Source organism: Pedobacter steynii (assembly GCF_900103665.1).
Taxonomy (GTDB): domain Bacteria; phylum Bacteroidota; class Bacteroidia; order Sphingobacteriales; family Sphingobacteriaceae; genus Pedobacter; species Pedobacter steynii.
Window position 1 is genome coordinate 1 of sequence record NZ_FNGY01000022.1, and the last position, 25,909, is coordinate 25,909.

A 25,909-nucleotide genomic window follows, 5' to 3' on the forward strand; every position below is an offset into this window, starting at 1 on the left:
CAAAAACATTGAATTCTTCCTTTTCAGACTTACTCAACTATATGCTTAAAATCGGAAAAACATATTACTGCTCCACAACATTTGGCATTGATCCAAAGAAAGACCGGGTTAAAGGGACCCTACATCCAGAATACACAGGGCAAAATCATAGAAACCCCGTAAAACAAGAAAGCTCCAGATTTCTCTGAAGCTTTTGAAGTGGTGTGGGCCGGGATCGAACCGGCGACACAAGGATTTTCAGTCCTTTGCTCTACCGACTGAGCTACCGCACCGTTTTTTATTTCTTGTCCCGTTGTTTGGGATTGCAAATGTAGGGTCTTTTTTCTAAAAACAAAATCTTTTTTGAAAATAATTTAAAATACTGATTTTGTTCCGCTAATCTTCGAGAATTGCTGCACCGAAAGGGTTGTCTACCAGCCACAACCAGATTCCGGCTTCATTTCTCTTTAAAATGCAGGAAGTATGTCCTTTCATCTCCAGGGAATGACCATCCGGAGTTTTCCCGGTCATCGTCCATTTGTCCAGCCACATTGCCAGGTCATCAATAAGCGTGACATGCGCCGCAGTTCCTACGATTGAGGGTTTCAGGATGCACAAACTTTTCATTGCCATCTCTATCTTTACAAGTCCCTTCTTTTCTTCGCCATTGCGGTCTATATACACCCCCTGACTATCGAAACAACTTAATGCGCCTTCCACATTTCCATTTTTCAGGCAATTTCTAAAATACCCTACCGCACCAGCCGGTGTTTTTCTGTCAAATTCTTCCATTGTTTTTTTAAAGGTCATGCTGAGGCTAAACCAGGCAGCTTCTAAAGTGGAGTTAAGTACAAAAAGATCACCTTAAACGGAACTGGGCAAGCCATGACCTGGCCACAAAACTCTGCAGAACTCCGGAGATAAAAAATAACAATTGTTAGGAAAATTTAACTTCTGATGCGGCTTAAAGATTCTGGTTTCATTCCCAGGTAAGAAGCGAGGTATTGAACAGGGATACACTGCACAAAATCCGGCTTTTCATTGAGTAGTTTGGCATAACGTGCTTTACCTTTTAGTTTTCCGAAGGTCATGATTCGCTCTTCCTTTTTCAGCAGGGCTGTTTTCAGGCATTTCATTCCAAACTGAAACCATCTGGGATCTTTTAAGGAAAGGGCCTCAAAGGAAGATTCCGCAATCTTCACCACCAGGCAGTCCGTAAGACATTGAATATTTTCAAAAGAAGCTGTCCTCTTTAATATGCTGTACATCGATGCCGCAAACTCGCCCTTCCCCAATAACTCAATAGTCACCTCAGTTCCGCTTTCCGACAGGTAAAATGTGCGCACATAGCCATCCAGGATCAGGAAATAGTCGGCCGACCACTCCCCTTCCCTCAGCAGGAAGTCCTTTTTCTTCTTTTTTGAGAAAACAAAGTGTGTTTTGATTTCCGAAAACTCTTCCAAAGAGAAATCAAAATCATCCTTAAGACATTTCAGGAGCCGCTCAGTCATTCTTTTATTTTGCCCAAAGACAGGTTTTTCAAAAATTCCATTTTTTAGTTTCCGGTCAGGCCAGGCATGGCTACCACTTTCCCTGTTGCCTTAACGACAGGCATCGGGGCTTCCCATTCTTTGAGCTGAGTTCCCAGCTTTGCAGCCAGCGCTTTGGCTTTTTCAGGATAAGCGGCAGCTTCATTCTTCTGCTCGCCGATGTCTTCTTTCAGGTTGTAAAGCTCCGTACTCCCATCCCGCATGTTATAGATCAGCTTCCAGTCACCTTGTCTGACGGCACTTTTATAATTGATTCCCGGCCCATCTTCCGGGATCCATTTGTTTGGAAAATGCCAGTATAAAGCACGCTGATTGTCCGTATAATTCGCATTATTCAGGATCGGCACGAAACTCTTCCCATCAATCTTCTGATGGGTTTTATAATTTTTGATGCCCGCCATTTCCAGTATCGTCGGAAAGAAATCTTCTACTATGACATATTGGTTGGCCACCGCAGCAGGTTTGGTAACCCCTGGCCATTTCACAATCATAGGTTCGCGGATTCCGCCTTCATTCACCGATCCTTTACCCGCTTTTAAAGGCAGATTCTGTGTATGTGCAGTTCCGGCTCTTGGCGGCGCCAGACTCAACCCGCCATTGTCGCTCATGAAGATAATGATCGTATTCTGGTCTGCTTTTTTGGCTTTCAGATAATCCATGATATCGCCCAGACTTTTATCCATTCCCTCTATTAAAGACGCATATTTTGCTTCTACAGGAGCCAATCCTGCCGCTATATATTTTTGATAGAAACGCTCATCCGCCTGAATCGGTGTATGAATGGCATAATGTGCCATGTTCAGATAGAAAGGTTGTTTGTTCTTTATCGGGGCCTCCAGTGTTTTCAGCGCTTCAAGCGTTAAGGCTTCGGTTAAAAAGGTCTCTGTACCATAATACTCTTCCAGATCAGGCACCGATTGCAGGGTGTTTTTACCGGGTTTATTGCCATAAAAATCCTGTCCGTAATAACTTTGGGGATGTCCGGCGGCATGGCCTCCGATATTTACCATAAAGCCAAGGTTATAAGGGTTCGCACCCGGACTGCCGATAGATGCCCAATGTGCTTTTCCTACATGTATGGTAAAATACCCTGCCTCTTTTAAGAGTTGAGGATAAGGAGTCGCATAAATCGTATTGGGAATTCCGGTTTTTGGACTCAGGCCGCTATAATTCCAGGGTGCCGGCGAGAACTGTTCATCGTTGTTATCTGACGAAACATTATTTTGTGGGGAGGTCCAGTTGGTCACTTTGTGGTGCGCAGCGTTCATGCCGCTAATCAGACTGATCCTCGTTGGTGTACATACAGGCGTCGCATAGGCGTTCGTAAATTTCATCCCTTCTTTTGCCAGGCGTTCCATATTTGGGGTATGGTAACGCTTATTTAAAGGCGTTGTTTGCGTCCAGAAAGGCAGGGAAGTATCCTGCCAGCCCATATCATCCACGAGAAAGACAATCACATTAGGCTTTTGCTGTGCATACCCGGGCATGTTAAAAAGCAAAGTGATCAATAAAATAAAAACAAGTTCCTTCCTGCGCTGCTTCATAAACGGAGATCTGATAAAATTAAAATTGGAAGGTACGAAAAATTCAATTCAGCGTTACTGAACAAAGGGAAGCTTTTAAAAGGCAATTGAAGAAATTAAGGAAGATTATGGGAAAATTAATGGTGGGGGGAGAAGGATTCGAACCTTCGAAGTCTTGCGACAACAGAGTTACAGTCTGTCCCATTTGGCCACTCTGGTATCCCCCCATTTTCCATGAATTCAAAACAAGAAAGCTTCAGATTGCGCTGAAGCTTTTTGAAGTGGTGTGGGCCGGGATCGAACCGGCGACACAAGGATTTTCAGTCCTTTGCTCTACCGACTGAGCTACCGCACCATTTAACCTTGTCCCCTCGTTTGGGATTGCAAATGTAGTGTCTTTTTTCAAAAAACAAATTAATTCTTATTATTTTATTTAAAACCCGTCTAAATTTAAATTTTATGCATGCATAGTAATTTGTTTTAGCGGATTTGTTTTAACTTAGCAACACTATAACAGATCTTCAAAAAAATGGTGTTACAAATCCTATTTATAGCAATTGCACTGGCGGGGGTCGCCTTGTTCAGTTATAACTTAAAGAAAGTGATCCGCAACATTCGGATTGGAAAGGCGGCAAACAGAACCGATCAACCGCAAAAACGAATGATGACCATGGTCAAAGTTGCGCTTGGACAGACGAAAATGTTTTTTCGCCCCATTCCTGCCTTTCTGCATTTGATTGTTTATGCCGGCTTTGTCATCATCAATATTGAAGTACTGGAGATCATGATCGATGGTATTTTCGGCACTCACCGTGTTTTTGGTGGATTGGGTGCCCTGTATAATTTCCTCATTGCTTCTTTTGAAATCCTTGCCCTGGGCGTATGGCTCGGCTGTGCCATCTTCCTGGTGAGAAGAAATATCATTAAACTGAAAAGGTTTAGTGGCGTAGAGATGACCAGCTGGCCAAGATCTGATGCCAACTACATCCTGATTACCGAGATCTTACTGATGACAGCCTTCTTATTGATGAACGCTGCAGACGCAAAATTACAGGCCATGGGTGCCGCACATTATACCGCAGTGGGATCTTTCCCTGTGAGCCAGTTCCTGATGAACCTGTTACCGAATACTGAAGGCGCCTTAATTGCGATTGAAAGAGGCTGCTGGTGGTTCCACATTATCGGGATATTTGGTTTCTTAAACTACCTTCCGTATTCCAAACATTTCCACATCATGTTTGCCTTTCCCAATACTTATTTCTCCAATCTGGAGCCTAAAGGGGAATTCAGCAATATGCAGAGTGTAACGAACGAAGTGAAAGCCATGTTAGATACTTCTTTTACCCCTCCTGAGCCTGATGGCAGCAAGTTTGGGGCTAAAGATGTGAACGACCTGACCTGGGTAAACCTGATGAATGCCTATACCTGCACCGAGTGCGGAAGATGTACCTCTGTATGTCCGGCAAACATCACCGGAAAACTACTTTCTCCACGTAAAATCATGATGGATACCCGCGACAGGCTGGAGGAAGTTGGAAAAAATATTGATAAAACCGGAAACGGCTTTGATGATGGAAAGTCTTTAATAGACACTTATATCAGCAGGGAAGAAATATGGGCATGTACCAGCTGCAATGCCTGTACACAGGCCTGCCCGATCAACATTGATCCTTTGGCCATTATTACCGAGCTGAGAAGATACGCGGTAATGGAAGAATCACAGGCACCTGCCAGCATCAATACCATGTTGGGTAACATTGAAAACAATGGCGCGCCCTGGAAATATTCTCCGGCAGACCGGTTGAACTGGGCCAAAGAAAGTTAATCAAAATATTAAATCTGACATTAGAGCTAAGATGAGCGAGCAACTAAATTTTGAAGTGCCAACAATGGCAGAACTGTTAGCCAAAGGCGAAGAACCTGAAATCCTTTTTTGGGTAGGTTGTGCCGGAAGTTATGATGAAAGGGCGCAGAAAACCACTCGTGATATCTGTAAGATCCTACACCATGTAGGCATGAAATATGCAGTTCTGGGAACGGAAGAAAGCTGTACCGGAGACCCGGCAAAACGGGCGGGAAACGAATTCCTGTTCCAGATGCAGGCCATGACCAATATCGAAGTGCTCAACGCCTATAACATCAAAAAGATCGTGACCGGATGTCCGCATTGCTTCAATACGATCAAAAATGAATATCCCGGGCTTGGCGGAACCTACGAAGTCATTCACCATACCCAGCTGATTCAGGACCTGATCAACGACGGCAAGCTAAAAGCAGAAGGCGGAGAGAGTTTTAAAGGCAAAAAGATCACATACCATGACCCATGCTATTTAGGTCGCGGAAACGGGGTATATGAAGCCCCACGTAAAGCCCTTGAAGTCCTGGATGCCCAGCTCGTAGAGATGAAACGTTGTAAATCCAACGGATTGTGCTGCGGTGCCGGTGGTGCCCAGATGTTTAAAGAACCGGAAAAAGGGAATAAAGACATCAATATTGAAAGAATCGAAGAAGCTTTGGAAACTCAGCCAGAGGTGATTGCGGCTTCCTGCCCTTTCTGTATGACCATGCTTCGGGATGGTGTGAAACTGAAAGATCAGGACCAGAACGTTCAGGTATTGGATATTGCGGAAATTACAGCCAGAGCAAATGGCTTGTAATACCCTCTTCATCGCTTCCCTGAACTCGGGCAGCAACGGCAATTGCTACTATGTCGGAAACGAGACAGAAGCCGTACTGATCGATGCTGGAATCTCCTGCAGGGAAACAGAAAAGAGAATGTTAAGACTGGGCCTGAGCATGGATAAGGTGAAGGCCATCTTTATCTCCCACGAACATACGGACCATATTAAGGGGCTTGCCGTATTGTCTGCTAAATTTAATTTACCGGTTTACATCACTCCCGGTACTTTGCGCGGCTGCAGGTTTAACCTGAGAGCGGATTTAGTCCGGACACTTTTAAGCCATCAAAGCGTACAGGTAGGAGACCTGCACATCAGCAGCTTCCTGAAGTTACATGATGCTGCTGAACCTCATAGTTTCCTGGTTTCCTGTGGAGCTACTAAAGTAGGGGTATTCACAGATCTTGGGGCAGTATGTGAGGAGCTGACCAGCCATTTCCAACAGTGCCATGCTGCATTTCTGGAGACCAATTATGATGATGACCTTTTAAGTAAAAGTGCTTATCCTTATTTCCTGAAGAAACGCATCAGCGGAGGAATGGGTCACTTGTCCAATAAACAGGCGCTGGATCTTTTTATTGCACACAAACCTGCTTTTATGAGCTACCTGCTCCTATCGCATCTTTCCAAAGACAACAACTGTCCGGAGCTGGCAAGGAACTTATTCCGGGAACATGCCAATGGAACGGAGATCGTTGTGGCTTCCAGATATGAGGAAACGGCTGTTTATGCTATTTCTGAACCGGTAGCAGTGCATTCATTTTAACCAGCCGTTCTGAAAGATCAGACAAATCCCGGGCTTTCATGTTTTTCACCGGGATGGTCATAAAGCAAGCCATGCTGTCTACGTCCCCACCTATCTTATCGTTATAGGTTTGAACAATCACATCTTCTCCTCTTGTACGCAGAAAAAGATTACCGGTTTCCGTGCTGTCGCTGATTCCCTGATAGTCCAATCCTTTGAATTTAATGAGGTTAAAAGAGAAATACTCTACCTTTCCGCTGGAGAAGTAACGCTTGTACCGGCAGAAACCACTGTTGGTAACATTTAGTTCGTAACGTTTAATCTCCTTTTCCTCCCTGCTGCTGTCGTAATGTTCAGTCAGCATTTTTTGAAGGTACGCCATCTCCTCATCCAGGATCACTTTGGCAGAAAAAGCCGTAAATATAACGCATGACAATGCGCAAAGGCATATTCTTAAGTTTAATGTAAACTTTTTCATCACGTTCCTATTTTAGAAAAATCAATTTAAATATTTTACTAAATTTGAAGTATGAGTTTTTCTCCACAATCAAAAGTTTGGGTATACCAAAGCAACCGTCCGTTTACTGACAACGAAGTAACGTCAATTCAGCAAAAGCTGAATGATTTTACCGCGCAATGGAAAGCGCATGGCCATCAGCTAAATGCTAAAGCCGAAGTATTGCATCATTTTTTCATTGTATTTACCGTAGACGAAGCCAGTGCCGGTGTGACCGGATGTTCGATCGATTCTTCAGTGAGAATCATAAAAGAAATAGAACAGGAATATAAAGTAGACCTTTTCGACAGGTTCAATATGGCTTATAAGGTAGATGGTAAAGTGATTGTAACCAATAAGGAAGATTTTGAAACCCTGGTGAGCATCAAAAAGGTAGGCCCAGAGACGGTTGTATTTAACAACCTCGTTCAGACATTGGATGAGTTCCAGAACAAATGGGAAGTTCCTTTTGAACAAAGCTGGCACAGCAAAGTATTTGCACACCTGCTGTAACCGGGCTTCGTATTTTCTTTATTTCGTATAAAAAGTATCTCCTGCTGTATACAGGCTGAACTGCAGTCCTTCCATTTTCAGGTGTTTCGACTTCGTTACTTTTAGTTTCAGGGGACTGGCGATTCTCAGTACCTGGCTTTCTCCCGCTACCCTGATCTTTTTCTGTTTCACGATGATGGCAGTGCCCTCATCAATCCCGATACAATCGAAACCGGGATGGGCAGCCAAGGCAGAGATCAACCGGTTGTACCGGCTCCGCCTTACAAAATGCTGATCGATAATCACGGAATCCAATAAGCCCAGACCTTCCTGAAATTCCACATTTCCAAACCGCAGCTGATCAAATGTGGCTTTATAAGCCGTATCTCCAAGAAGTTGATCACCAGTAATCATGTACTTACTCATTACCGCCGCTCCGGCACTTGTACCAGCCACCGTTGCACCATTCTGATAAGCCTGATGAATTGCTTTGTAAACCGGAGTATTCAATACTACCTTCATAAAACGGTTCTGGTCGCCTCCGGTAATATAGATTAAACGGGCTCCTGTTAACGAATCCAGCCATTTCCGGTCGTTTACCTTTGAAGCATCAAAATTAAAACAGGCAATGTGATTGCGGGTAGCTACCGACAATTCCTGTTGAATTGCTTCAAAAGAACGTTCAGGAAAACCACTGGACATGGGCAAGACCACGACATAGTCTTTTGACCTCATATCAGCCGTTTTAATGAGCTCCTGAATTAATTCAGGGGATTTATCCCCGCCACCAATAATAAACAGGCTGCCCTTCGCTGCAGCCCCTTGCTGGGCAACAGCCAGCAAGGAGGTTAGTACCAATGCGTAAGTCAGCAAAGGTCTGATCAATAAATATTTCATGAGGAGGCCTTTATTTATAAATCAATACTTCTATTTTTCCATCTGCCGTTACCGTACCTCTGTACATTCCTTCCGTGTTAAAAGGCATGGCTACATGTCCCTGTTTGTCCATGGCAATTAAACCACCATCGCCACCCATTTTTCCAACCTTGTCCAATACCGCTTTTGAAGCATCGGCCACAGACATCTTTTTATATTCCATCATCGCAGAAATGTCGTGGGCCACTACATTACGGATATAAAACTCGCCCCATCCGGTACAGGAAATCCCTGCAGTCGCGTTGTTGGCATACGTTCCGGCACCAATGATGGGTGCATCCCCTACTCTTCCATATCTTTTATTCGTCATTCCTCCGGTAGAAGTTCCCGCGGCAAGATTGCCGAATTTATCCAATGCAACCGCACCTACGGTTCCAAATTTATAGTCCTTGTTAATCGTGCCCAGCTTCATTGATTTTTTACTCCCATGATCCAGTACTGTTTTTACAGAATCTTCCTTAATCGCTTTCTGCAAACCATCCCAACGTTCCTTCGTATGGAAATACGAAGGATCCACGATTTCCAGTTTTGACTGTTTAGCAAAAGCCTCTGCGCCTGCGCCCACCATCATTACATGTTCTGATTTTTCCATCACTGCCCTTGCGGCACTGATCGGATTACGAATCACCGTTACACCAGCCACAGATCCTGCGGACAGTGTTTTGCCGTCCATCACCGCAGCATCCATCTCATTTTTTCCATCATGCGTAAAAACAGCGCCTTTGCCAGCGTTGAATAAGGGAGAATCTTCCATCACATGAATCGCCACCTCCACTGCATCCATGCTCGTCTTGCCAGCCTTAATCGCCTCGTAGCCTGTCTGCAATGCTTTGGTTAAATCGGCGATATAGGCGGCTTCCTTTTCCGGAGTCATATTTTTCTTTAGAATGGTCCCGGCACCGCCATGGATGACCATCACATATTTCTTTTGCCCGTAAACTGCCATGCAGGTAAAGATCATCAGGCAAAACAGAGAATAGTTCAATTTAAATTTCATGTGGTTGTTTTTTTGGTTGTTTAATACAATGGGTTTTGCTTCACGTTTGAGTTGGCACGAATCTCTGCATTTGGTACAGGATACGCATATTGTTTGTTTGCTGAAGTTAAAGTTACAGAACCTAACGCATTTATTGCATCTGCAGGCTCTCTTGTTACCGGCAATCCATCTCTGCGCAGATCAAAGAACCTGTGACCCTCAAAAGCCAGCTCTTTATACCTTTCCAAAACAACAGCATTCAGCAATGCAGGCTGATCTGCAAAAATAACATCCGTATATCCGGTAATTCTTGCAGCCCGAAGTGCATTCAGATCTGCTCCTGCCAAAAGCAGGTTTTGCTTCTTCGCATAGGCTTCAGCCCTGATCAGGTACATTTCTCCTGTTCTGTATAATTTAACATCACAAAGATTTGTCCGGCCCGCATTTCCTTCGAGGTATTTGTTCACACTATAGTTGGAAGTACCAACCCCTCTGCTATCGTCAAATTTAATATAAGCACCATACCTCACATCATTACCGGTATCAAAAGAATTGATCAGTTCAAATGCCGGAGCATACAACACGATATCATCTGTATCATAATAGAAATCGCCTATACGACTATCTCCGCTCACTCTTTTCAATTTCCAGACCACTTCATCTTCTGCCTTATCTTTCCAGATCAAAGGGAATTGATCCCGGTTAGCCAAAGGCGTAGCATCGATCACTTCCGTACTATATTTCAAGGCATCATCCCAATTCTTCTCATACAAAGCTACCCTTGCCTGCATCGCAGAAACAGCGATCAGGGTAATTCTCGTCCGGTTTACAAATGAAGCAGGGATTAATGCTTTGGCAGCCAGCAAATCTGTTTTTATCTTTTGGATGGTCGCCCCGAAACTTAACCTTGAAGGGAAGGATACCGCCGATACTTCCATATAAGGAACCCCCATTCCATTGCTTTCATAACTGGAAGCAAAATTTCTGAGCAGCTCAAAATGGCAGTAAGCCCTCATGGCCAGCATTTCTCCCTTATATTGTTTTTTAAGTGTTTCTTCCGCAGGTTTGGTTTTCACTTTATCTACATAATTCAAGGCCCTGTTCAGCATATCAATGCTTTTATAATTACTTGCCCAGCCAGCGGTAATCGTACCACCTGAGCCATCGTATTGCCATCTGTAGGTCCCGATCCCACGTCCTGTTGAGTTTTCCTTCGGCAGGTTGCATTCGTCGGAAGTAAGGGAAGTATTCGTGATCACATCCGCCCCTAAGGAAGCATAAGCACCGATTAGTCCGCCATTTAAGTCGTCAACCGTATTGAAAGCCCTGCTGTCATCAAAACTATCTGAAGGAACCAGGTCCAGTTCTTTACTGCAGGAGTTCAGGAGCATTATGCTGCAGCATAATGTATAAAAGAAAATTCTGTTGCTATAATATTTTAACATGATCATACGATTAGAAATTAACATTTAAACCAAAAGTGTAAGTCCTGGAGCTTGGGTAGTCAAACTTAGCCTCCCCATCGCTGTCTTCCGGATCAAAACCTTTCCATTTGGTCCAGGTCAGCAGATTACTTCCCTGCACAAATACATTTACCCCGCTGATAAATTTAGTACCGGCAAGCAAGGACTTAGGAAGGGCATAACTCAGGTTTACATTCCTCAGTCGGAGGTAAGACGCATTCTGGATGTCTTTGGAAGAGAAGCTTCTTGCGGCGTTATACCTTGGCAGGATGGCATTGTCGCCTTCCTTTTTCCAGCGGTTATTCAACATCCTGACCGATTGACCGCTGGTACCGAAATCAGGGTTCTCGTTGTAATAATCTTCATTATTATACCTGAATACATTATTGGCAAAACTAAATAATGCCGATAAATTGAATCCTTTATAGTTCAGCGAGGTATTGAATCCACCGGTAAATGGCGGATAGAGGCTTCCAAATTCAGCGACACTCATCGTGGCTGCATTGTAATTCGTACTTATATTTCCATTTTGGTCATAGTACAATGGGTCTCCATTTTTTGGGTCCACCCCTGCCCATTTAGGTGCATAATGGGAACCATAAGGCAAACCCTCTCTCACAATTTCAGAGTCTCCCTGCTCAAAACCTTCAGATCCGGCCAGTGAAAGGACTTTATTTTGGTTATAGGCGAAATTTAAACCTACATTCCATTTCAGGTCCTCAGTTCTGATCACATCTACACCCAGGGCAACCTCAACCCCTCGGTTTCTCATCGAACCCGCATTTAAAGGCAGCACTGGTACGCCTGCGGTCAGGGAGACCGGAAGGTCAAGGAACAGATTTTCCGTTTTTTTATAATATACATCCGTTACCAGGTGTATTCTATTGTCTAAAAAGTCCAGGTCAAAACCGATGTTTAAATCTTTAGCATACTCCCAGTCATAATTCACACTTCCATAAGCAGTCGGATAGATTCCGCCCTGTCCGCCATAAGAAGTGGTCGAATAGGCCGAAAGGTAGGTGAAATTACCAGGAAAAGGGCTCGCCGTTGTGCCATAGCTGACCCGAAGTTTCAGGTCGTTGATCAGTTCTGAACCCGAAAGGAAATTTTCCTTTTTCACATTCCAGGCTGCACCTACGGAATAAAACCCATGCCATCTGTTTTTCTTTGGTAAAGTAGAAGAACCATCATAGCGATAACTGGCGTTTAAGGTATAACGATCATTAAAGGTATAACGCCCCAATGCGATATAAGAGATCAAAGCATTTTTTGTTCTTCCTCCGCTAAATTCCGGAATAAAAGAATTTTCTGCAGATCCCGGCGTTCCTCCTGCCGGTGTTTCCGGTAACCGGGGGTCGATGCCAAAGGCTTTATACCCAAAACCTCTGCGGTGTTGTTTGGTGATCTCATGGAGTCCCGTTAATTCAAAGCTGTGTTTATCTACCACCTTCAAGTAAGTTAATCCCGAGGTAGAGATCATGGAGAAGTTTCTTTGCAGGTTTTCCCCGAAGCTTCCTTTTTCCCCGTTCTCCTGGGCTCCTGAATAAGAATCAGGGCGCACAAAATTTTCTGAGGTTGTTTCTCTGAAATCAATTCCAAACCTGGTCTTTGCCGTCAGATCGGCTGTAATTTTATAATTCAAAGCACCGCTCAGGATCGTTTTATACTGGTTGTTTTTATTGGTTGTATTTAACAACCGCTCCAGTGCTTTACTTCCTTCACGCTGATCATAGATTTCATATTCATCCGAATTGCCGTTATGGATCAATGTCCCATCAGGGGCATAAGGATACTCATAAGGCAAAGCGTAATATACAGCCGACAAAGGGTTTTTACCGCTCGACTGGCCTTCATTTTCAATCATGCTCGATTCCGAATATCCGAGACTGGTACTGATACTTCCTGAAAGTTTCCCGGCATTAAAATCTACGTTATTCCGCAATGAATAACGCTCTAAACCGGAACGTTTGGCAATCCCATCCTGTTTATAGTAGTTTAAAGAACTATAAAAACGAACATTGTCATTTCCACCACTTGCATCGACCTGTTGTTCGGTAAACTTTCCTGTTCTGAAAAAAATGTCTTTCCAATTCGCATTGATCTTTCCGATACTGTCCAGGATGGCATCGGCTCTGCGCTGTTCCTGCGGTGTTTTGCTGGCATAATCCGGGTTCTTTTTAGAAAACTCCCAACCCGGACCAATCTCTGAACCTGTTTCAAGACCGATCTCTTCTTCAAACTGCAAACGCTGAGTCGTATTCATCATATTAAACTTCGGGGAAGTCAGCTTCGACAGTCCATACTGCGATTTATAATTGAACTGCACCTTTCCTGATTTTCCTTTTTTTGTCGTGATGACAATCACCCCATTTGCCCCCTTAGAACCATACTGTGCCTTTGAGGTGGCATCTTTTAATACGGTTACACTTTCAAAATCCGAGGGATTGAGCGTTTGAAAATAGGCATCTTCTACAGGAATCCCGTCCAATACATATAAAGGTGCCGTATTCCCGCTGATCGTTCCAATTCCCCTCAGGATCACCCTTGAACTTGCGCCAGGCTGCCCTGAACCGGACGAAACCTGTAAACCGGAAACCCGGCCCTGCAAAACCTGGTCGAAAGTAGACAGCGAAGTTTGCGCCATATCTTTTCCACTCACTACTGCAGAAGAACTCGCCGACTGCTGCCTGTTGTAACTGGTATACCCTGTTACCGTCACTTCCTGCAAATTCTGACTATCAGATTTCAGTTCGATATTGAGTAAGGTTCTGCCAGCGACATTAACCACCTGTCTGGCATAACCGATAAATGAAAACTCCAGACTGGCATTCCCGTCCGGTACCCTGATGGAATAAGCACCATTCGCATCGGTAATCGTTGCGATTGCCAGGCCTGTGACCTTTACCGAGACACCCGGCAAAGGCAGCCCTGCATCATCGAGCACCTTTCCGGTAACGACCACATCTTTCTTGTCTGTTGTAACAGCAGCAGGATAGACCACGACCAGGTTATTCTCTTTTAAAGCATAAGTCAGCCGGCTATCTTTCAGAATCAGGCGCATCGCCTCCTCCAAGGAAGCCTCCCTGATGTCCATTGCATTCCGTTGACCCGATATTGCGGTATTGCTATATACAAAGCGGTAATCTGTTTGTCGTTCCACCGCCTTCAACAGCTCTTTAATATTGCTTTCTTTGATCTTAATGGTGATTCTTTGCTGCGCAAAACCTGCAGCAGAAACCTGCATACACAAGAGCAGCAGCACAAAACCTGTAATTTTCATACTTAGTAATATTCTTCTCATATCTGTTTGTTTGGTGGTTTAGTTCATCTGTTTAGCCCCGGTTCAAGGCTATTTCTTTATATAAATCCGATCTCCTTCGACTTCAAAATGAAAAGGATACGATAGCTGTAAAGCCTCCAGTGTTTTCAAAATGGTTTCATTTTCAAACACTCCCGAATACCGGTAATTTTTAACTTCTTCTCCGCTGATGGTGATGGTAATGCCATACCATTCCTGAAGCCGTTGGGCAATTACAGAAAGCGGCAGGTTATCGATGTCCAGGCGTTTCCGTACCCAGGCAATCTCTTCAGGTACGGGAGCAGCCGGGTTCTGCTTTAATTCAGAGATCCGATATTCAGCATCGGGCTTTGAAATGGCCGTTTTAGCCGGGGAGTTGAGCATCGACAACTTCTGATTGGGTTTCAGCACTACAAAATAGCCCGGATACTTTTTGGAAGCCACCTGGACCCTCCCCTGAATAAGGGCAGTTTCCATCAGGGCGGAATCCGCATAGGCTTTCACATTGAAGGTCGTTCCCAAAACTTTAATATCATTAAAAGTGGTATGTACCACAAAAGGATGCGTGGCATCATGTTTAACATCAAAGAAAGCCGCTCCGCTCAGCCAGATTTCTCTATTTGAGGAATTAAAACCTTCCCCCAAGCGAATCGAGCTCTCTTTTGCCAAAGTAACCACAGAACCGTCTTTCAGAATGATCGTTTTACGAAGGGCCTTACCAGAGGAGAAACGGACCAGTGCCTGCTCTTTTTTAACCTCAAAAAAAGCGGGTTTGTAAAAGTATAAAAAGGTCATCGCGATCAGAATGGCAGCAGCGCTGCTGCCGAGGTAAAAATACCAGCGCGGTCTGACCACTTTAAGACTCCGTTCCAGGGCTTCTTCTTTGGAGGAGATCTCCGATTTGAAGGAAATATCCGATTTTAAAGAGATGGCCGACCGAAAAGCCTCTTGCTGCGTTAAACCAGACCTTAAGGCCTTCAATTGTTCTATTCTGCTGCCTTGTTTCACATTCAGAATAGACACTATTCTCTCCGCCTCTGCGATATATTCTTTTCTGTCCGGATATTTTGCCATCCATTCCTTCCAAAGGATTTGATGTTCCAGACTGGCGCCCAAACAATATTCCTGAAATGATTCATTACAAATCAATTCTTCCACATCAAAGTCATTACCAGGCATCTGTATCATAAGGAGGTTTTAATATACAGACGGAGAAATGGCTTCCTTTTCCTAAGAAAATTTAAAATTTATTTCCAGCGGGGGCTATTTCAGCAACTTCCGGAGGATCCTGATCGCATCGTAAATCGTATTATATGCTGTTTTTACGGTCTGTGCGGTTCTTTCTGAGATTTGTTCATAGCTCAACCCTTCAAAAAATTTAAGCTGAATCAGTTCCATTTGCCGGGGAGTTAGCTGGCGGATGGCAATTTTAAGTTTTTCCTTCAGATCGTCATCCTGTTGAATATTAATCAGCACCTGTTCATAGGAAAGCTCATTCCATTCTTCTTCGGCGAGCATTTTGCTCAGCGCAGCATTGGTTTTATTGAGGTAGGACAGTTGATCCAGCATACAATGACGAAGGGAAGCCATCAGATAGGCCCTGACGTTTTCAACCGGATGAAGGCGTTCCCGCTTATCCCAGATATTTAAGAAAATCTGGTTGACACAATCTTTAACGAGTTCATCATCGGCATTGATCTTTAAGCCCGAACGGATGAGCTGGAAATACTGACGGTTATACAGCTCAAACAGGGCCTGTTTATCCCCGAGGCGCATTTGTTCCCAATAATTGTGATCATCTTCGCCTAAGCCCATATTCAGGGATGAATATAGGAATTTCCGGAGAAAAAGGGATTAAAAATCCAAAGGCCCCAGACGTCTCATGTTCTTCATGATCAGGTATTGGCGGTGACGGATGTAAGGTGTTGCATTCTTTGGCGACCATCGTCTTGGGTTAGGAAAGCAGGAGGCGATCAAGGCCGCCTGTGCCCGGCTTAACTTCGTACAGGATTTGCCATAATAGGCCTGTGAAGCCGCTTCTGCACCATAAATCCCGTCGCCCATCTCAATTACATTGAGGTAAACCTCCAGAATCCGTTCCTTACTCCAGAAGATCTCGATCAACAGCGTGAAATAGGCTTCAAAACCTTTGCGGATCCAGGAACGTCCCGGCCATAGAAATACGTTTTTAGCCGTTTGCTGGGAGATGGTACTTCCTCCTTTTATCTTTTTGCCTTTTTTGTTGGTCTCGAAAGCCTTTTCTATGGCTTTCACATCAAAACCTATATGTTTTAAGAAGAGCTGATCTTCGGCAGATACTGCAGCTCTTTTCATATTATCGGACATATCGTCAAAGTCCACCCATTTCTTTTCCATCTTCGAGGGCTTATCTTCTGAACTTCGTTCGATATTCCTTTGGATCATCAACAGGGTAATTGGTGGATTTACAAAACGGTAAAACAAAACCCAAAGCACAGTGACCATCAAAAACCAAAGAAAGACTTTGGTCAGGATGCCGGTGATTTTTTTAAGTAAAGGAGATTTTGCTTTAGCGGATGTGCGTCGTTTTGTTGCCATTGCCCCAAAGGTAAGAAGATTGAGGAATACCCGATTGTCTGGCTGGCAAAAAAAGCAATAAAAAAGGGCTCTGATGAATCAGAACCCTTTTTTATGTCGTGTAGAAAAGATTACTCAGCTACAACTTCGAAAGGAACTTTAACTTTCACTTCTTTGTGTAAGTTTAAGTTGGCTACGTATTCACCAACAAATTTAGGTTCAGTTTCGAAAGTGATACGGCGACGGTCAACATCAAAACCTTGTTGTTTCAATGCGTCAGAGATCATAATGGTATTTACAGCACCAAAAATCTTTCCTGTCTCACCAGCTTTAGCACCGATAGTTAACTTCACATCTACTAAACGTGCAGCGATACCATCAGCATCTTTCTTAATTTTATCTTGTTTGAAAGCAGCTTGTTTCAAGTTTTCTGCTAAAACTTTCTTCGCTGAAGGAGTAGCCAACTGACCAAATCCTTGTGGGATTAAGTAGTTACGACCGTATCCTGGCTTTACATTAACGATATCATCTTTTTCCCCTAGGGATTTGATATCTTGTTTTAAAATAATTTCCATTTTTCAGCTCCTATTTTAATTGGTCAGCAACGAAAGGTAACAAACCAATGTGACGTGAACGTTTTACCGCCTGAGCCACTTTGCGTTGGAATTTCAATGAAGTACCGGTTAGACGGCGAGGTAAAATTTTACCTTGATCATTGATGAACTTTAACAAAAAGTTTGCGTCTTTGTAATCAATATATTTAATACCATTCTTTTTGAAACGGCAATATTTTTTTCTGTTATCGTCCACTTTTGGAGCGGTAACATATTGTATTTGATCTTTAGCCATTATCCTGCAACCTCCTCTTTCTTAGGTTTTTTGTTAAAAGCACCACTGCGTTTCTTCTCATTATACGCAACCGCATGACGATCTAATCTAATGGTAAGGAAACGTAGAACACGCTCATCACGTTTTAGTTCTAATTCCAATTTACTTACTAATTCACCTGAAGATTTATACTCTGTAAGGTGGAAGAATCCGCTTGCTTTTTTCTCAATCGGATACGCTAATTTTCTCAAACCCCAATTGTCCTCTTGAACAATTTCGGCTCCGCTATCAGTGATGATTTTGCTGAATTTGGCTAATGCCTCTTTCGCAACCTCTTCTGATAACAACGGGGTTAGAACGATAACAGTTTCGTACTGATTCATTGTTATGATTAATTTATGTTTATTTACCGCACAAAATGCGGGGCTGCAAATGTAGCAATAAAATATTAAAAATCAAATGATTTAGTGTTTACCAAACAGATAGTTAACCCCCAATCTGAATTGTTGCCTTTTTGCGTTGAAGAATACATAGTTGGTCATGGCTACGGGCATGCTGTAATTAAGAGAAAGTTCCATCTTTTTATTCAATACCACTCCGGTAGTGATCGGAAAACTAGCATAAAAAGACTCCATTTTCAGCAGGTCCCCCGCCTCGTTGGTTCTAATATGCTCTGTTTCTGTATAGGAATTCCTGGAATAACGGTAGGATTTCTGATTGCTGTAATGCGACAAATTGAAAGCAATTCCCCCGCCAAAAAACACCCTAAAATCGGGAGCGTTATAGAAATTATAAATCACGTGTGGGCTAAGCGCCACCCCCACCTGGTCAAACGACTGTGCAGCCGAAGGACTGGAAACTTTGTTCTTTCCCATCATTAAGGACATTTCCAACCGGAATAGCATCCGGCGGATGGCAGGATTAGCAAAGACGTCTATCCCCCCTGTAACTGTTGGTCCGAAAGACAGTTTTGAACTCGCATCCGCTCCTGCCAGAACATGCTGGCCCTTGAAACCTAAAATACCTGCATTGATTCCTGCTCCGGCAAAAAACCTTGATTTTGGAAATTTAGATTTCTCTACCTGCTGACCGTTAATCAGCACTACAATTTTCAGGAGTTCCGTTTCCGTAAAACCCAACTGTCCTAAGCGGTTTTCCAGGCGTTCTGTATATTTGCCGTACTTTCTTAGCAGCAACATTAGTTGACGGGCATATTTAAGATCTGTAAGCACTATTCCCGGATTATTGTCTTTGATGTAAAGCCGTCTGCTTAACTCCTGAGGTTCCTGATCTCCGTTATCCAGGATATAATATCTTCTTTTAACATCATCTTCATAAGAAAAGAAGCTCACACGCTGACCTGCCTGAATCACCTGAAGAAACACTTCTTCTTTTTTGAAGCTCGAGTCTGCAACTCCCGTAACCTTTGTCATTTCATCCGTACCCAGGCTAATGTCTACCAGATGTCGCTGATAGCTCACGATATCATTGATCCCAAAACCTGCACAGTCTTTAAGGGTATATGTTTTCGGACTGGCATTCAGCTCTTGTTTAAAAGTAATAGCAACAGGATTATTCTTACTTTCTCTATAATCAAGATATCCTTTTAAGGTATCTTTTGAATTAGTCAGCACATATCCTTTATGGAAATTGGATTGGGCAAAACCGAACATCGGCAAGGTCAAAAGCAGACCAGCTAGAAAGCGCTTCATAAATTTAGTTTATATTTATGCGCAAATCTAAACTAAATTATCAGTTATAGAAAAAGTACAAAAACCTCATTTTCCGGCCGCTTCATTTTATTTTCCAACAAATCCCTTCTGCTCCATAAAAAATTTATAATTTCGTTGCCGAATGGAGAATTTTATAGTATCAGCCCGTAAGTACCGTCCGGCAACGTTTGAAACCGTTGTTGGTCAACACCACATCACGGGTACATTAAAAAACGCCATTAAAAATAACCAACTGGCCCAGGCTTTTTTATTCTGTGGACCAAGGGGTGTCGGTAAAACTACCTGTGCAAGGATTCTCGCAAAGACGATCAACTGTACCAGTTTAACCGCAGTACAGGAAGCTTGCGGAACCTGCGACTCCTGTATTTCTTTTCAAACCGGCCATTCTTTCAATTTTCATGAACTAGATGCGGCATCGAACAACTCTGTTGACGACATCCGTAGTTTGATTGAGCAGGTTCGTATCCCGCCACAGGCAGGAAAATATAAGATCTATATCATTGATGAGGTACACATGCTTTCGGCAAACGCATTTAATGCTTTTCTGAAAACACTGGAAGAACCACCTTCTTATGCGATATTTATATTAGCGACAACAGAAAAACATAAAATCCTGCCAACGATCCTATCCCGTTGTCAGATTTTTGACTTTAACCGGATTCAGGTAGACGACATTTCCAGTCACCTGAACAAGATTGCGATACGGGAGAACATCAATGTAGAGGCAGACGGATTACACATCATTGCCCAAAAGGCAGATGGTGGATTGAGAGATGCCCTTTCCATGTTTGACCAGATTGTCAGTTATACCAATAAAAACTTAACCTATAAATCAGTAATCGATAACCTGAACATTCTGGATTATGATTACTATTTCAGGCTAACCCAATACCTGACCACTGCTGATGTCAGCAATGCCTTGATTTTGTTTGATGAGGTGCTGAACAATGGCTTTGACGGGAACAACTTTATCAACGGACTGGCAAGTCACCTGAGAAATCTGCTCGTGGCCAAAGATCCACAGACGACGAAGTTATTGGAGGTGAGTGAAAACATCAAACAAAAATACATCAGCCAAAGTCAGCAGACAGCGGTTTCTTTTGTACTCACTGCGTTAAACCTTGCCAATCAGTGTGATCTGATTTATAAGAACAGCAAGAACCAGCGGCTCCAGGTGGAGCTGGCCCTGATCAAGATGTGCCACATCCCTTCGGTACTACAACTCGCCCAGCAGCCTAACCACACCTCCGCAACTGACCAAGATCAGATTAAAAAAAAAACTAATGTAAGTCCGGCGCCAGCTCAAAATACGGCTGCGGTTGCTACTGCCTATAAATCAGCCGAAAAGGCTCCTGCCGCTCCGGAACCTGCTCCAAAACCCATTCCTGCAGCTACAGTAACTGCTCCTGTGAAATCAGCAGGTCCTGCTCCTACTGCAAAGATTGCCTTAAATCAAAAGATCAACCTTAGTGGCAGCAATACCGGAACCTTTATTCCTTCTTTAACAGATCTGAACAGAAGCTCCGCGGGAGAAGACAATGATGAGCCTAAATACATCAGTGGTGATGACCGGGAAGAATTTACATTGCCTCAGCTTTTGGTGTACTGGAACGAATACTCGGAAAGTGCAAAGGCTTCCGGGAAGATCAATATCTATACGCTGATGTCGGGCGCTGATCCACAGATTGAGGACACGGAAACCATCATCGTAAAAGTGGAACATAAACTTCAGGAAAGTTTGTTACAGGAAGAAATGGTAGACCTGATGAATTTCTTAAGGCCAAGACTAAAAAACTTCAACGTTTCGATCAGGACCATACAAATGGCCAGAGAGGTGGTCAACAGGCTATACACCAGTACAGAGAAGTACCAGTACCTTGTGGAAAAAAACCCTAAGCTCGACGAGTTCCGCCGCAAGTTCAATCTGGACGTAAACCCTTAAAATTTCCTTCTGATGGCCGGGGAATCATTAACCGGATAGCCCTCTTCATCCAGGTCCTCACGGTCATCTTCTGCAGTTCTTCCCAGCAATTCATCTTCAGGGTTCAGCTCTACACTTTGCCCGTTATCGATGTGCATCCCCGCTTCTTCCAGATTTTCTCCGATTTGCTCCACGTCATTGTATTCACTTCCATTATAAGGGTTGGCTTCATCATAAGTAGAGATGCTGTCCTCTCCATTGGGAGCGGAAGTATCATAAGGTAAAGGGTGGTCGTATTCTTTTTCTGTGCCTTTTACATCAAACACAAAACTATTTTTATCCTTATCGTAAGACAGATTGTCAAAATCTTTGGTTTCGCCCAGATCGGTAGGATGAAGCTTATCTTTTTTTTCGTTACTCATAATGGTAAGTTTATATCATCATAACGTTATAAAATCTTTAATTGTTTTTGGATATTGTCAGAAAATGAGGCTATAAACTCAAAATTTATATCTTTGTTTTTTCAACAATTAAAATTATATCCACTAATATGTCTGTACAAAAAATTAAAGTAACCCAACCCGTTGTAGAGTTAGATGGTGATGAAATGACCCGCATCATTTGGAAATTCATTAAAGATAAACTAATTCTTCCTTATCTGGAGCTTGACATCAAATATTACGATTTAGGTGTAGAGTATCGTGATGAAACCAATGACCAGGTAACCATTGATGCTGCTGAGGCGATCAAGAAATATGGTGTAGGTATCAAATGCGCAACCATCACTCCTGATGAAGACCGTGTGAAGGAATTTAATTTGAAACAAATGTGGAAATCACCAAACGGAACCATCCGTAACATTTTAGATGGAACTGTTTTCCGTGAGCCGATTGTGATGAGCAATGTTCCCCGTTTAGTACCAAACTGGACTGCCCCGATCTGTATCGGCCGTCATGCTTTTGGTGATCAATACCGTGCTACGGATTTAGTGACTAAAGGAAAAGGTAAGTTAACCTTAACCTTCACTCCTGAAGATGGCAGCGAGGTTCAATCATTTGACGTGTATAACTTCAAAGGTGATGGTGTTGCCTTAGCAATGTACAATACTGACGAAAGTATCCGTGGTTTCGCCAATGCATGTTTTAACCAGGCATTGAGCAAAAAATGGCCTTTATACCTATCTACAAAAAATACCATTCTTAAAAAATACGATGGACGTTTCAAAGACATCTTCCAGGAGATCTTCGAGAACGACTTCAAAGAAAGATTTGATGCAGCAGGAATTACTTATGAGCACCGTTTGATCGATGACATGGTTGCTTCTGCATTAAAATGGAATGGTAACTTCGTTTGGGCTTGTAAAAACTACGACGGAGATGTTCAGTCTGATACTGTAGCTCAGGGATTTGGTTCATTAGGACTAATGACTTCTGTATTGATCACACCAGATGGAAAAACAATGGAAGCGGAAGCAGCACATGGTACCGTTACCCGTCACTACCGTGACCACCAGGCTGGAAAACCGACTTCGACTAACCCGATTGCTTCGATCTTCGCATGGACAAGAGGTTTAGAGTTCCGTGGTATTTTAGACAACAACCAGGAATTGATTAAATTCTGTCAGGCTTTAGAGCAGGTTTGTATCGAAACTGTAGAAAGTGGAAAAATGACTAAAGATTTAGCCGTTTGTATCCATGGTAACAAAGTTGAGCATGGCAAACATTACCTATATACTGAAGAGTTCTTAGCTGCAATTGATGAGAACCTGCAAGCAAAATTAGCTTAATCTTTTTTTCTTAGGTTAAACAAAAACCTTCTAATCTTAGAAAAACCCCTGTTAGCAAAAGCCAACAGGGGTTTTTATTAAAAGGCTGCTGAGATCCTGAACCCCGTGCTGCTACGATTGTTATAATTAAAGTTTTTCACAAAATTTAACCTCAGGCCAAATCGTTGCACACCTACATAGGCTTCCGTATAGTTCTTAATCACATCAGAGCGCAGGTAATTCACACCAACGACCTCTTCCAGTTTCAATTGTTTAAACAAAGGGATCTTGCTTAAAAACAAGCCTCCGAAATTATGTTCAAAATGCGCTTCCAGGAATTGCTTTCCTGTACTGAATTCATAAGGACTAAGCATCATAAAGCCGTCAATAAACTGGGTATAGACAAAGATATCACTACCTGCAAAATGTTTGAAGTCCATATAATACATTTTGTTCCTGTTGAGGAACTTACCCGCAGCGATGCTGTACCTGAAAGCACCCAGGATTCCCAGTTTTTTGTTAGAGTCAAAAATACGGGCCCCAACATAATCAAAATCTACAGCTGAATTGAGAACACCTTTTATCCCTTTGCGGTAATCCAACTGCAGTTTAGGATACACAGAACCTTGTCTGATATTGAAATCAGGACGTTCAATATAGGTCTGTGCAAAAGCAATATTTAAAGATACCCCAATGGTAAGCGCCTTATGTGCAGTAAAAGCATAGTCATTACCAGATGAAGGATAGGGATTATTCGCCGTAAACTCCTTATTCGGGAAGCTACCCGCTGTTCTGAACGAAGTATTGATCAAAGGGGTCCTGTTGGCATATTCCAGATTACCGGAAAGGTATAATCCGTTACTCAACTCCCTTCCGGAAAAGACATTTACAAAATCTTTTTTATACAGTTTTAGAATATTCTCTTTCGAGAACAAGGTACTTATCGTATTAAAAAGTGGGGGAATTGCCGAGTAATTGCTATTAAAGTCAGCATAACTCGTCCCTCCGCTGATTCCTACATAACCGTTGTGTTTAGGGTCATAGACGTAACCCAGACTTCCATTGCCGCTGAGCTTCTCATTTCCAAAACCATAACGTCCATTGACCTTTGCGATAAGTACCGTACTATCTTTCAACGTCTTTCTATAAGTCAGTCCGGGGCTATACACCCAGCCCTCTACCGTATTGTAGTTGATACTCAATAGTGGCCCGCTTATTCTCCAGGATTCCTTTTCCTTCGTATTCTGATGTGCATAACCCAGCGTCAACACTTTCAACAACTTAAATTTATTCGCTTTTCTATCCATGGAATCGCGGTATTTATCAGAACTCCTCCACAATTTGATGCTGTCCTTTTTTATGTAATCCCTGCGCTCTTCCGGGGTTAACACCATCGGACGTATCCCTGCCCAATAAGTGGAATCTTTTTTGTTCGCATCTGCATTCACTTTCAAAACCCGGTTGGTAAAGAACTTTGGCGGAAAATTGGGTTCTATATTGTAATTGCTGAACACACCGGTATAACTACCCAGGAATTTGAAACTGAAGATCCCGCCGGAGTAATCATACTGCTGACTGGCCAGCATCCATTTGTTATTTTTCACAGGAATAAACTGTTGTTTGATCCGGAGTGTATCAATTCCTTCGATCATAGAATTGTTGGTAATCTCAAGATCTGTACTATGGATTCTCCAGCTGTCGTCGATGATATAGATATAACCATTAAAGACCTGATCGTACTTCCGTCTGGAGATCACCTGTATTTTATTGATCCAGTCGTTTCCTTCCCTAAAAGTACCAATGAACTTATAACGGTAAAACAACATGGCATTGTCGGCGATCGGAGATACAAAACCGACACGGCTCAGGTCGCTGATCTCGACCGTGTTTTTATAAAAGCTGATCAGAAAATCGGTCGCCTGGTTAAAGCTAAAGCCATTACTGTTCCCACTCACCTTTGAAGAAATCATTTCTTCATTAATTTTATTAGGTTGCTGAAAGTTAAACTTAGAAACAGATTCCGACAGATAAAGTATCCCTCTTTTACCAGAGTCCAGTCCCATATCTTTCAACTCCCCCTGAACTTCTCTACCCAGAAATTTCTTAGGTGCATTTTTAAGTTTAGTGACCCCTTTTATATAGGTATCACAGGAATAAGCTTTTACCTCTGTCAGGTGCGCTTTACGTTTTTTGATCGCATTCCTGATGATTTCGTAGGCCGGATCTTCGGCATTGGCCTTAATCACGACATCTTTTAGCTGATAGGCCTCTGCTTCCAACGCTACAGACAAATCGGTATCCTTGCTCAGGTCTACCTCCCTGATCAGTTGTTTATACCCTACTGCCCTGAACACCAAACTGTATTTTCCTTTTTCAAGTCTGAACTGAAACTCTCCGTTGGTATTGGCTGAGGTGCCTTTACTTGTCCCCTGAATATAAATACTTGCAAAAGGAAGTATATTTTTTTCATGGTCGTGAGTAACACCTTTAAGTGTGAATTGCTGGGAAAAGGCAGTACCCACGGATAACAGGCACAGCAACAGGAAAAAGAGCTTCTTCATACATTTTACATTATGAAGTAAAGTTGAAATAATTTACGAACACTATTACGTATCAAAAGGTTAAAAAAAGTTAAAAAGATTAATAAAATATTAAACAAAGAAACAAGGATTTAGCCCCGGTTATCCCTGGATTTTTCCGATGAGTTGAAGCCCCTCAGGTCTGCTCTTTTTCAGGGAGGGGACTGCCGGCAGAAATGCTCATTTTTAACCCAATTTATACGCGTTGCTTACCCGCCTTTAACACGCTTTCAAGCGGGTGTCCACCGAGTATAGACCGAGTATAGAGCGTGGTTAAAGCCTGTATAGCTAAACCATGTCTTATCCGTGTATGGCTATACAGGTTATTGAATTAATTTTAAATTGACTATACATGCAAATTTGTTATTCCTGATCGGGTTATACAAGTTTG

The 25,909-nt window shown here is 42.9% G+C and carries 24 protein-coding genes and 3 tRNA genes; 7 read left to right on the top strand and 20 right to left on the bottom strand.

Annotation, left to right across the window (positions count from 1 at the left end; genetic code table 11):
* The coding region (locus BLQ87_RS34005) for a hypothetical protein (protein WP_218129470.1) at window positions 1-188 on the top strand (188 nt) is incomplete at its 5' end.
* An 11-nt stretch (window positions 189-199) separates the two neighbouring features.
* Here BLQ87_RS34005 and BLQ87_RS32675 read toward each other — a convergent pair.
* The 6 genes from BLQ87_RS32675 to BLQ87_RS32700 all read right to left on the bottom strand — a co-directional run bounded on the left by BLQ87_RS32675 (window position 200) and on the right by BLQ87_RS32700 (window position 3,407).
* Window positions 200-272: transfer RNA gene (locus BLQ87_RS32675), tRNA-Phe, on the bottom strand.
* 103 nt (window positions 273-375) lie between these two features.
* Complete coding sequence (locus BLQ87_RS32680) at window positions 376-771, bottom strand: YybH family protein (RefSeq protein ID WP_143010618.1); 396 nt, start codon at window positions 769-771, stop codon at window positions 376-378.
* Between the two features lie 155 nt (window positions 772-926).
* Entirely contained in the window at window positions 927-1,490 is a 564-nt protein-coding gene (locus tag BLQ87_RS32685; RefSeq protein ID WP_074613104.1) for a Crp/Fnr family transcriptional regulator, read from the bottom strand.
* 44 nt (window positions 1,491-1,534) lie between these two features.
* Window positions 1,535-3,073, bottom strand: a complete 1,539-nt coding sequence (locus tag BLQ87_RS32690; protein WP_074613105.1) for a sulfatase — start codon at window positions 3,071-3,073, stop codon at window positions 1,535-1,537.
* Window positions 3,074-3,193: 120 nt separating this feature from the next.
* Window positions 3,194-3,279, bottom strand: a tRNA-Tyr gene (locus BLQ87_RS32695).
* Between the two features lie 55 nt (window positions 3,280-3,334).
* Window positions 3,335-3,407 (bottom strand) — tRNA-Phe (locus BLQ87_RS32700).
* Between the two features lie 174 nt (window positions 3,408-3,581).
* Here BLQ87_RS32700 and BLQ87_RS32705 point away from each other — a divergent pair.
* From BLQ87_RS32705 to BLQ87_RS32715, 3 genes are read left to right on the top strand one after another with little or no spacing between them, the layout of a single operon-like run.
* Window positions 3,582-4,877 (top strand): 4Fe-4S dicluster domain-containing protein, encoded by a 1,296-nt coding sequence (locus tag BLQ87_RS32705; RefSeq protein ID WP_074613106.1) that lies wholly within the window; start codon window positions 3,582-3,584, stop codon window positions 4,875-4,877.
* 31 nt (window positions 4,878-4,908) lie between these two features.
* Window positions 4,909-5,709, top strand: a complete 801-nt coding sequence (locus BLQ87_RS32710) for a (Fe-S)-binding protein (RefSeq protein WP_074613107.1) — start codon at window positions 4,909-4,911, stop codon at window positions 5,707-5,709.
* The gene (locus tag BLQ87_RS32715; protein WP_074613108.1) at window positions 5,699-6,496 is read left to right on the top strand and encodes an MBL fold metallo-hydrolase; all 798 of its coding nucleotides are present in this window, start codon (window positions 5,699-5,701) and stop codon (window positions 6,494-6,496) included. Before BLQ87_RS32710 ends, BLQ87_RS32715 begins: the two co-directional genes overlap by 11 nt.
* On the opposite strand, the gene BLQ87_RS32720 is transcribed toward BLQ87_RS32715, so the two are convergent.
* Window positions 6,462-6,953, bottom strand: coding sequence for a hypothetical protein (locus BLQ87_RS32720; protein WP_074613109.1), 492 nt, complete (start codon window positions 6,951-6,953; stop codon window positions 6,462-6,464). The genes BLQ87_RS32715 and BLQ87_RS32720 overlap by 35 nt on opposite strands.
* A 51-nt stretch (window positions 6,954-7,004) precedes the next feature.
* Between BLQ87_RS32720 and BLQ87_RS32725 the strand changes: the two genes are divergently transcribed.
* Entirely contained in the window at window positions 7,005-7,484 is a 480-nt protein-coding gene (locus tag BLQ87_RS32725) for an ABC transporter ATPase (protein ID WP_074613110.1), read from the top strand.
* Window positions 7,485-7,502: 18 nt separating this feature from the next.
* On the opposite strand, the gene BLQ87_RS32730 is transcribed toward BLQ87_RS32725, so the two are convergent.
* The 11 genes from BLQ87_RS32730 to BLQ87_RS32780 form a co-directional block, all read right to left on the bottom strand.
* Complete coding sequence (locus BLQ87_RS32730; protein WP_074613111.1) at window positions 7,503-8,360, bottom strand: cyanophycinase; 858 nt, start codon at window positions 8,358-8,360, stop codon at window positions 7,503-7,505.
* A 10-nt stretch (window positions 8,361-8,370) separates the two neighbouring features.
* Window positions 8,371-9,396, bottom strand: a complete 1,026-nt coding sequence (locus BLQ87_RS32735) for an isoaspartyl peptidase/L-asparaginase family protein (protein ID WP_083362182.1) — start codon at window positions 9,394-9,396, stop codon at window positions 8,371-8,373.
* Between the two features lie 20 nt (window positions 9,397-9,416).
* Window positions 9,417-10,820, bottom strand: coding sequence for a RagB/SusD family nutrient uptake outer membrane protein (locus BLQ87_RS32740; protein ID WP_083362184.1), 1,404 nt, complete (start codon window positions 10,818-10,820; stop codon window positions 9,417-9,419).
* Between the two features lie 10 nt (window positions 10,821-10,830).
* Window positions 10,831-14,139: a SusC/RagA family TonB-linked outer membrane protein gene (locus tag BLQ87_RS32745; RefSeq protein WP_245723976.1), complete on the bottom strand. Its 3,309-nt coding sequence runs from the start codon at window positions 14,137-14,139 to the stop codon at window positions 10,831-10,833.
* 48 nt (window positions 14,140-14,187) lie between these two features.
* Window positions 14,188-15,324, bottom strand: a complete 1,137-nt coding sequence (locus BLQ87_RS32750) for a FecR family protein (RefSeq protein ID WP_083362183.1) — start codon at window positions 15,322-15,324, stop codon at window positions 14,188-14,190.
* Window positions 15,325-15,399: 75 nt separating this feature from the next.
* Window positions 15,400-15,951: an RNA polymerase sigma factor gene (locus BLQ87_RS32755; RefSeq protein WP_074613115.1), complete on the bottom strand. Its 552-nt coding sequence runs from the start codon at window positions 15,949-15,951 to the stop codon at window positions 15,400-15,402.
* Between the two features lie 39 nt (window positions 15,952-15,990).
* Window positions 15,991-16,713, bottom strand: a complete 723-nt coding sequence (mtgA, locus tag BLQ87_RS32760) for a monofunctional biosynthetic peptidoglycan transglycosylase (RefSeq protein ID WP_074613116.1) — start codon at window positions 16,711-16,713, stop codon at window positions 15,991-15,993.
* A 110-nt stretch (window positions 16,714-16,823) separates the two neighbouring features.
* Complete coding sequence (gene rplI / locus BLQ87_RS32765) at window positions 16,824-17,267, bottom strand: 50S ribosomal protein L9 (RefSeq protein WP_062550347.1); 444 nt, start codon at window positions 17,265-17,267, stop codon at window positions 16,824-16,826.
* A gap of 10 nt (window positions 17,268-17,277) precedes the next feature.
* Window positions 17,278-17,541: a 30S ribosomal protein S18 gene (rpsR, locus tag BLQ87_RS32770; RefSeq protein ID WP_008244392.1), complete on the bottom strand. Its 264-nt coding sequence runs from the start codon at window positions 17,539-17,541 to the stop codon at window positions 17,278-17,280.
* Window positions 17,541-17,903 carry a 30S ribosomal protein S6 gene (gene rpsF, locus BLQ87_RS32775; RefSeq protein WP_062550348.1) on the bottom strand — a complete coding sequence of 121 codons (363 nt, stop codon included), beginning with the start codon at window positions 17,901-17,903 and terminating at the stop codon, window positions 17,541-17,543. The genes rpsR and rpsF overlap by 1 nt, the downstream gene beginning before the upstream one ends.
* An 81-nt stretch (window positions 17,904-17,984) precedes the next feature.
* On the bottom strand, window positions 17,985-19,232 hold the full coding sequence (locus BLQ87_RS32780) for a hypothetical protein (protein WP_074613117.1): 1,248 nt from the start codon (window positions 19,230-19,232) through the stop codon (window positions 17,985-17,987).
* Window positions 19,233-19,374: 142 nt separating this feature from the next.
* On the opposite strand from BLQ87_RS32780, the gene BLQ87_RS32785 reads away from it, so the two are divergent.
* A complete protein-coding gene (locus BLQ87_RS32785) occupies window positions 19,375-21,195 on the top strand; it encodes a DNA polymerase III subunit gamma/tau (RefSeq protein ID WP_074613118.1) in 1,821 nt (606 codons plus the stop codon).
* On the opposite strand, the gene BLQ87_RS32790 is transcribed toward BLQ87_RS32785, so the two are convergent.
* Complete coding sequence (locus tag BLQ87_RS32790) at window positions 21,192-21,596, bottom strand: hypothetical protein (protein WP_074613119.1); 405 nt, start codon at window positions 21,594-21,596, stop codon at window positions 21,192-21,194. The genes BLQ87_RS32785 and BLQ87_RS32790 overlap by 4 nt on opposite strands.
* A gap of 128 nt (window positions 21,597-21,724) precedes the next feature.
* On the opposite strand from BLQ87_RS32790, the gene BLQ87_RS32795 reads away from it, so the two are divergent.
* Window positions 21,725-22,960, top strand: coding sequence for an isocitrate dehydrogenase (NADP(+)) (locus BLQ87_RS32795; RefSeq protein ID WP_074613120.1), 1,236 nt, complete (start codon window positions 21,725-21,727; stop codon window positions 22,958-22,960).
* Between the two features lie 77 nt (window positions 22,961-23,037).
* Here BLQ87_RS32795 and BLQ87_RS32800 read toward each other — a convergent pair whose 3' ends face one another.
* Entirely contained in the window at window positions 23,038-25,500 is a 2,463-nt protein-coding gene (locus BLQ87_RS32800) for a DUF5686 and carboxypeptidase regulatory-like domain-containing protein (protein WP_074613121.1), read from the bottom strand.
* Window positions 25,501-25,909: the final 409 nt, after the last annotated feature.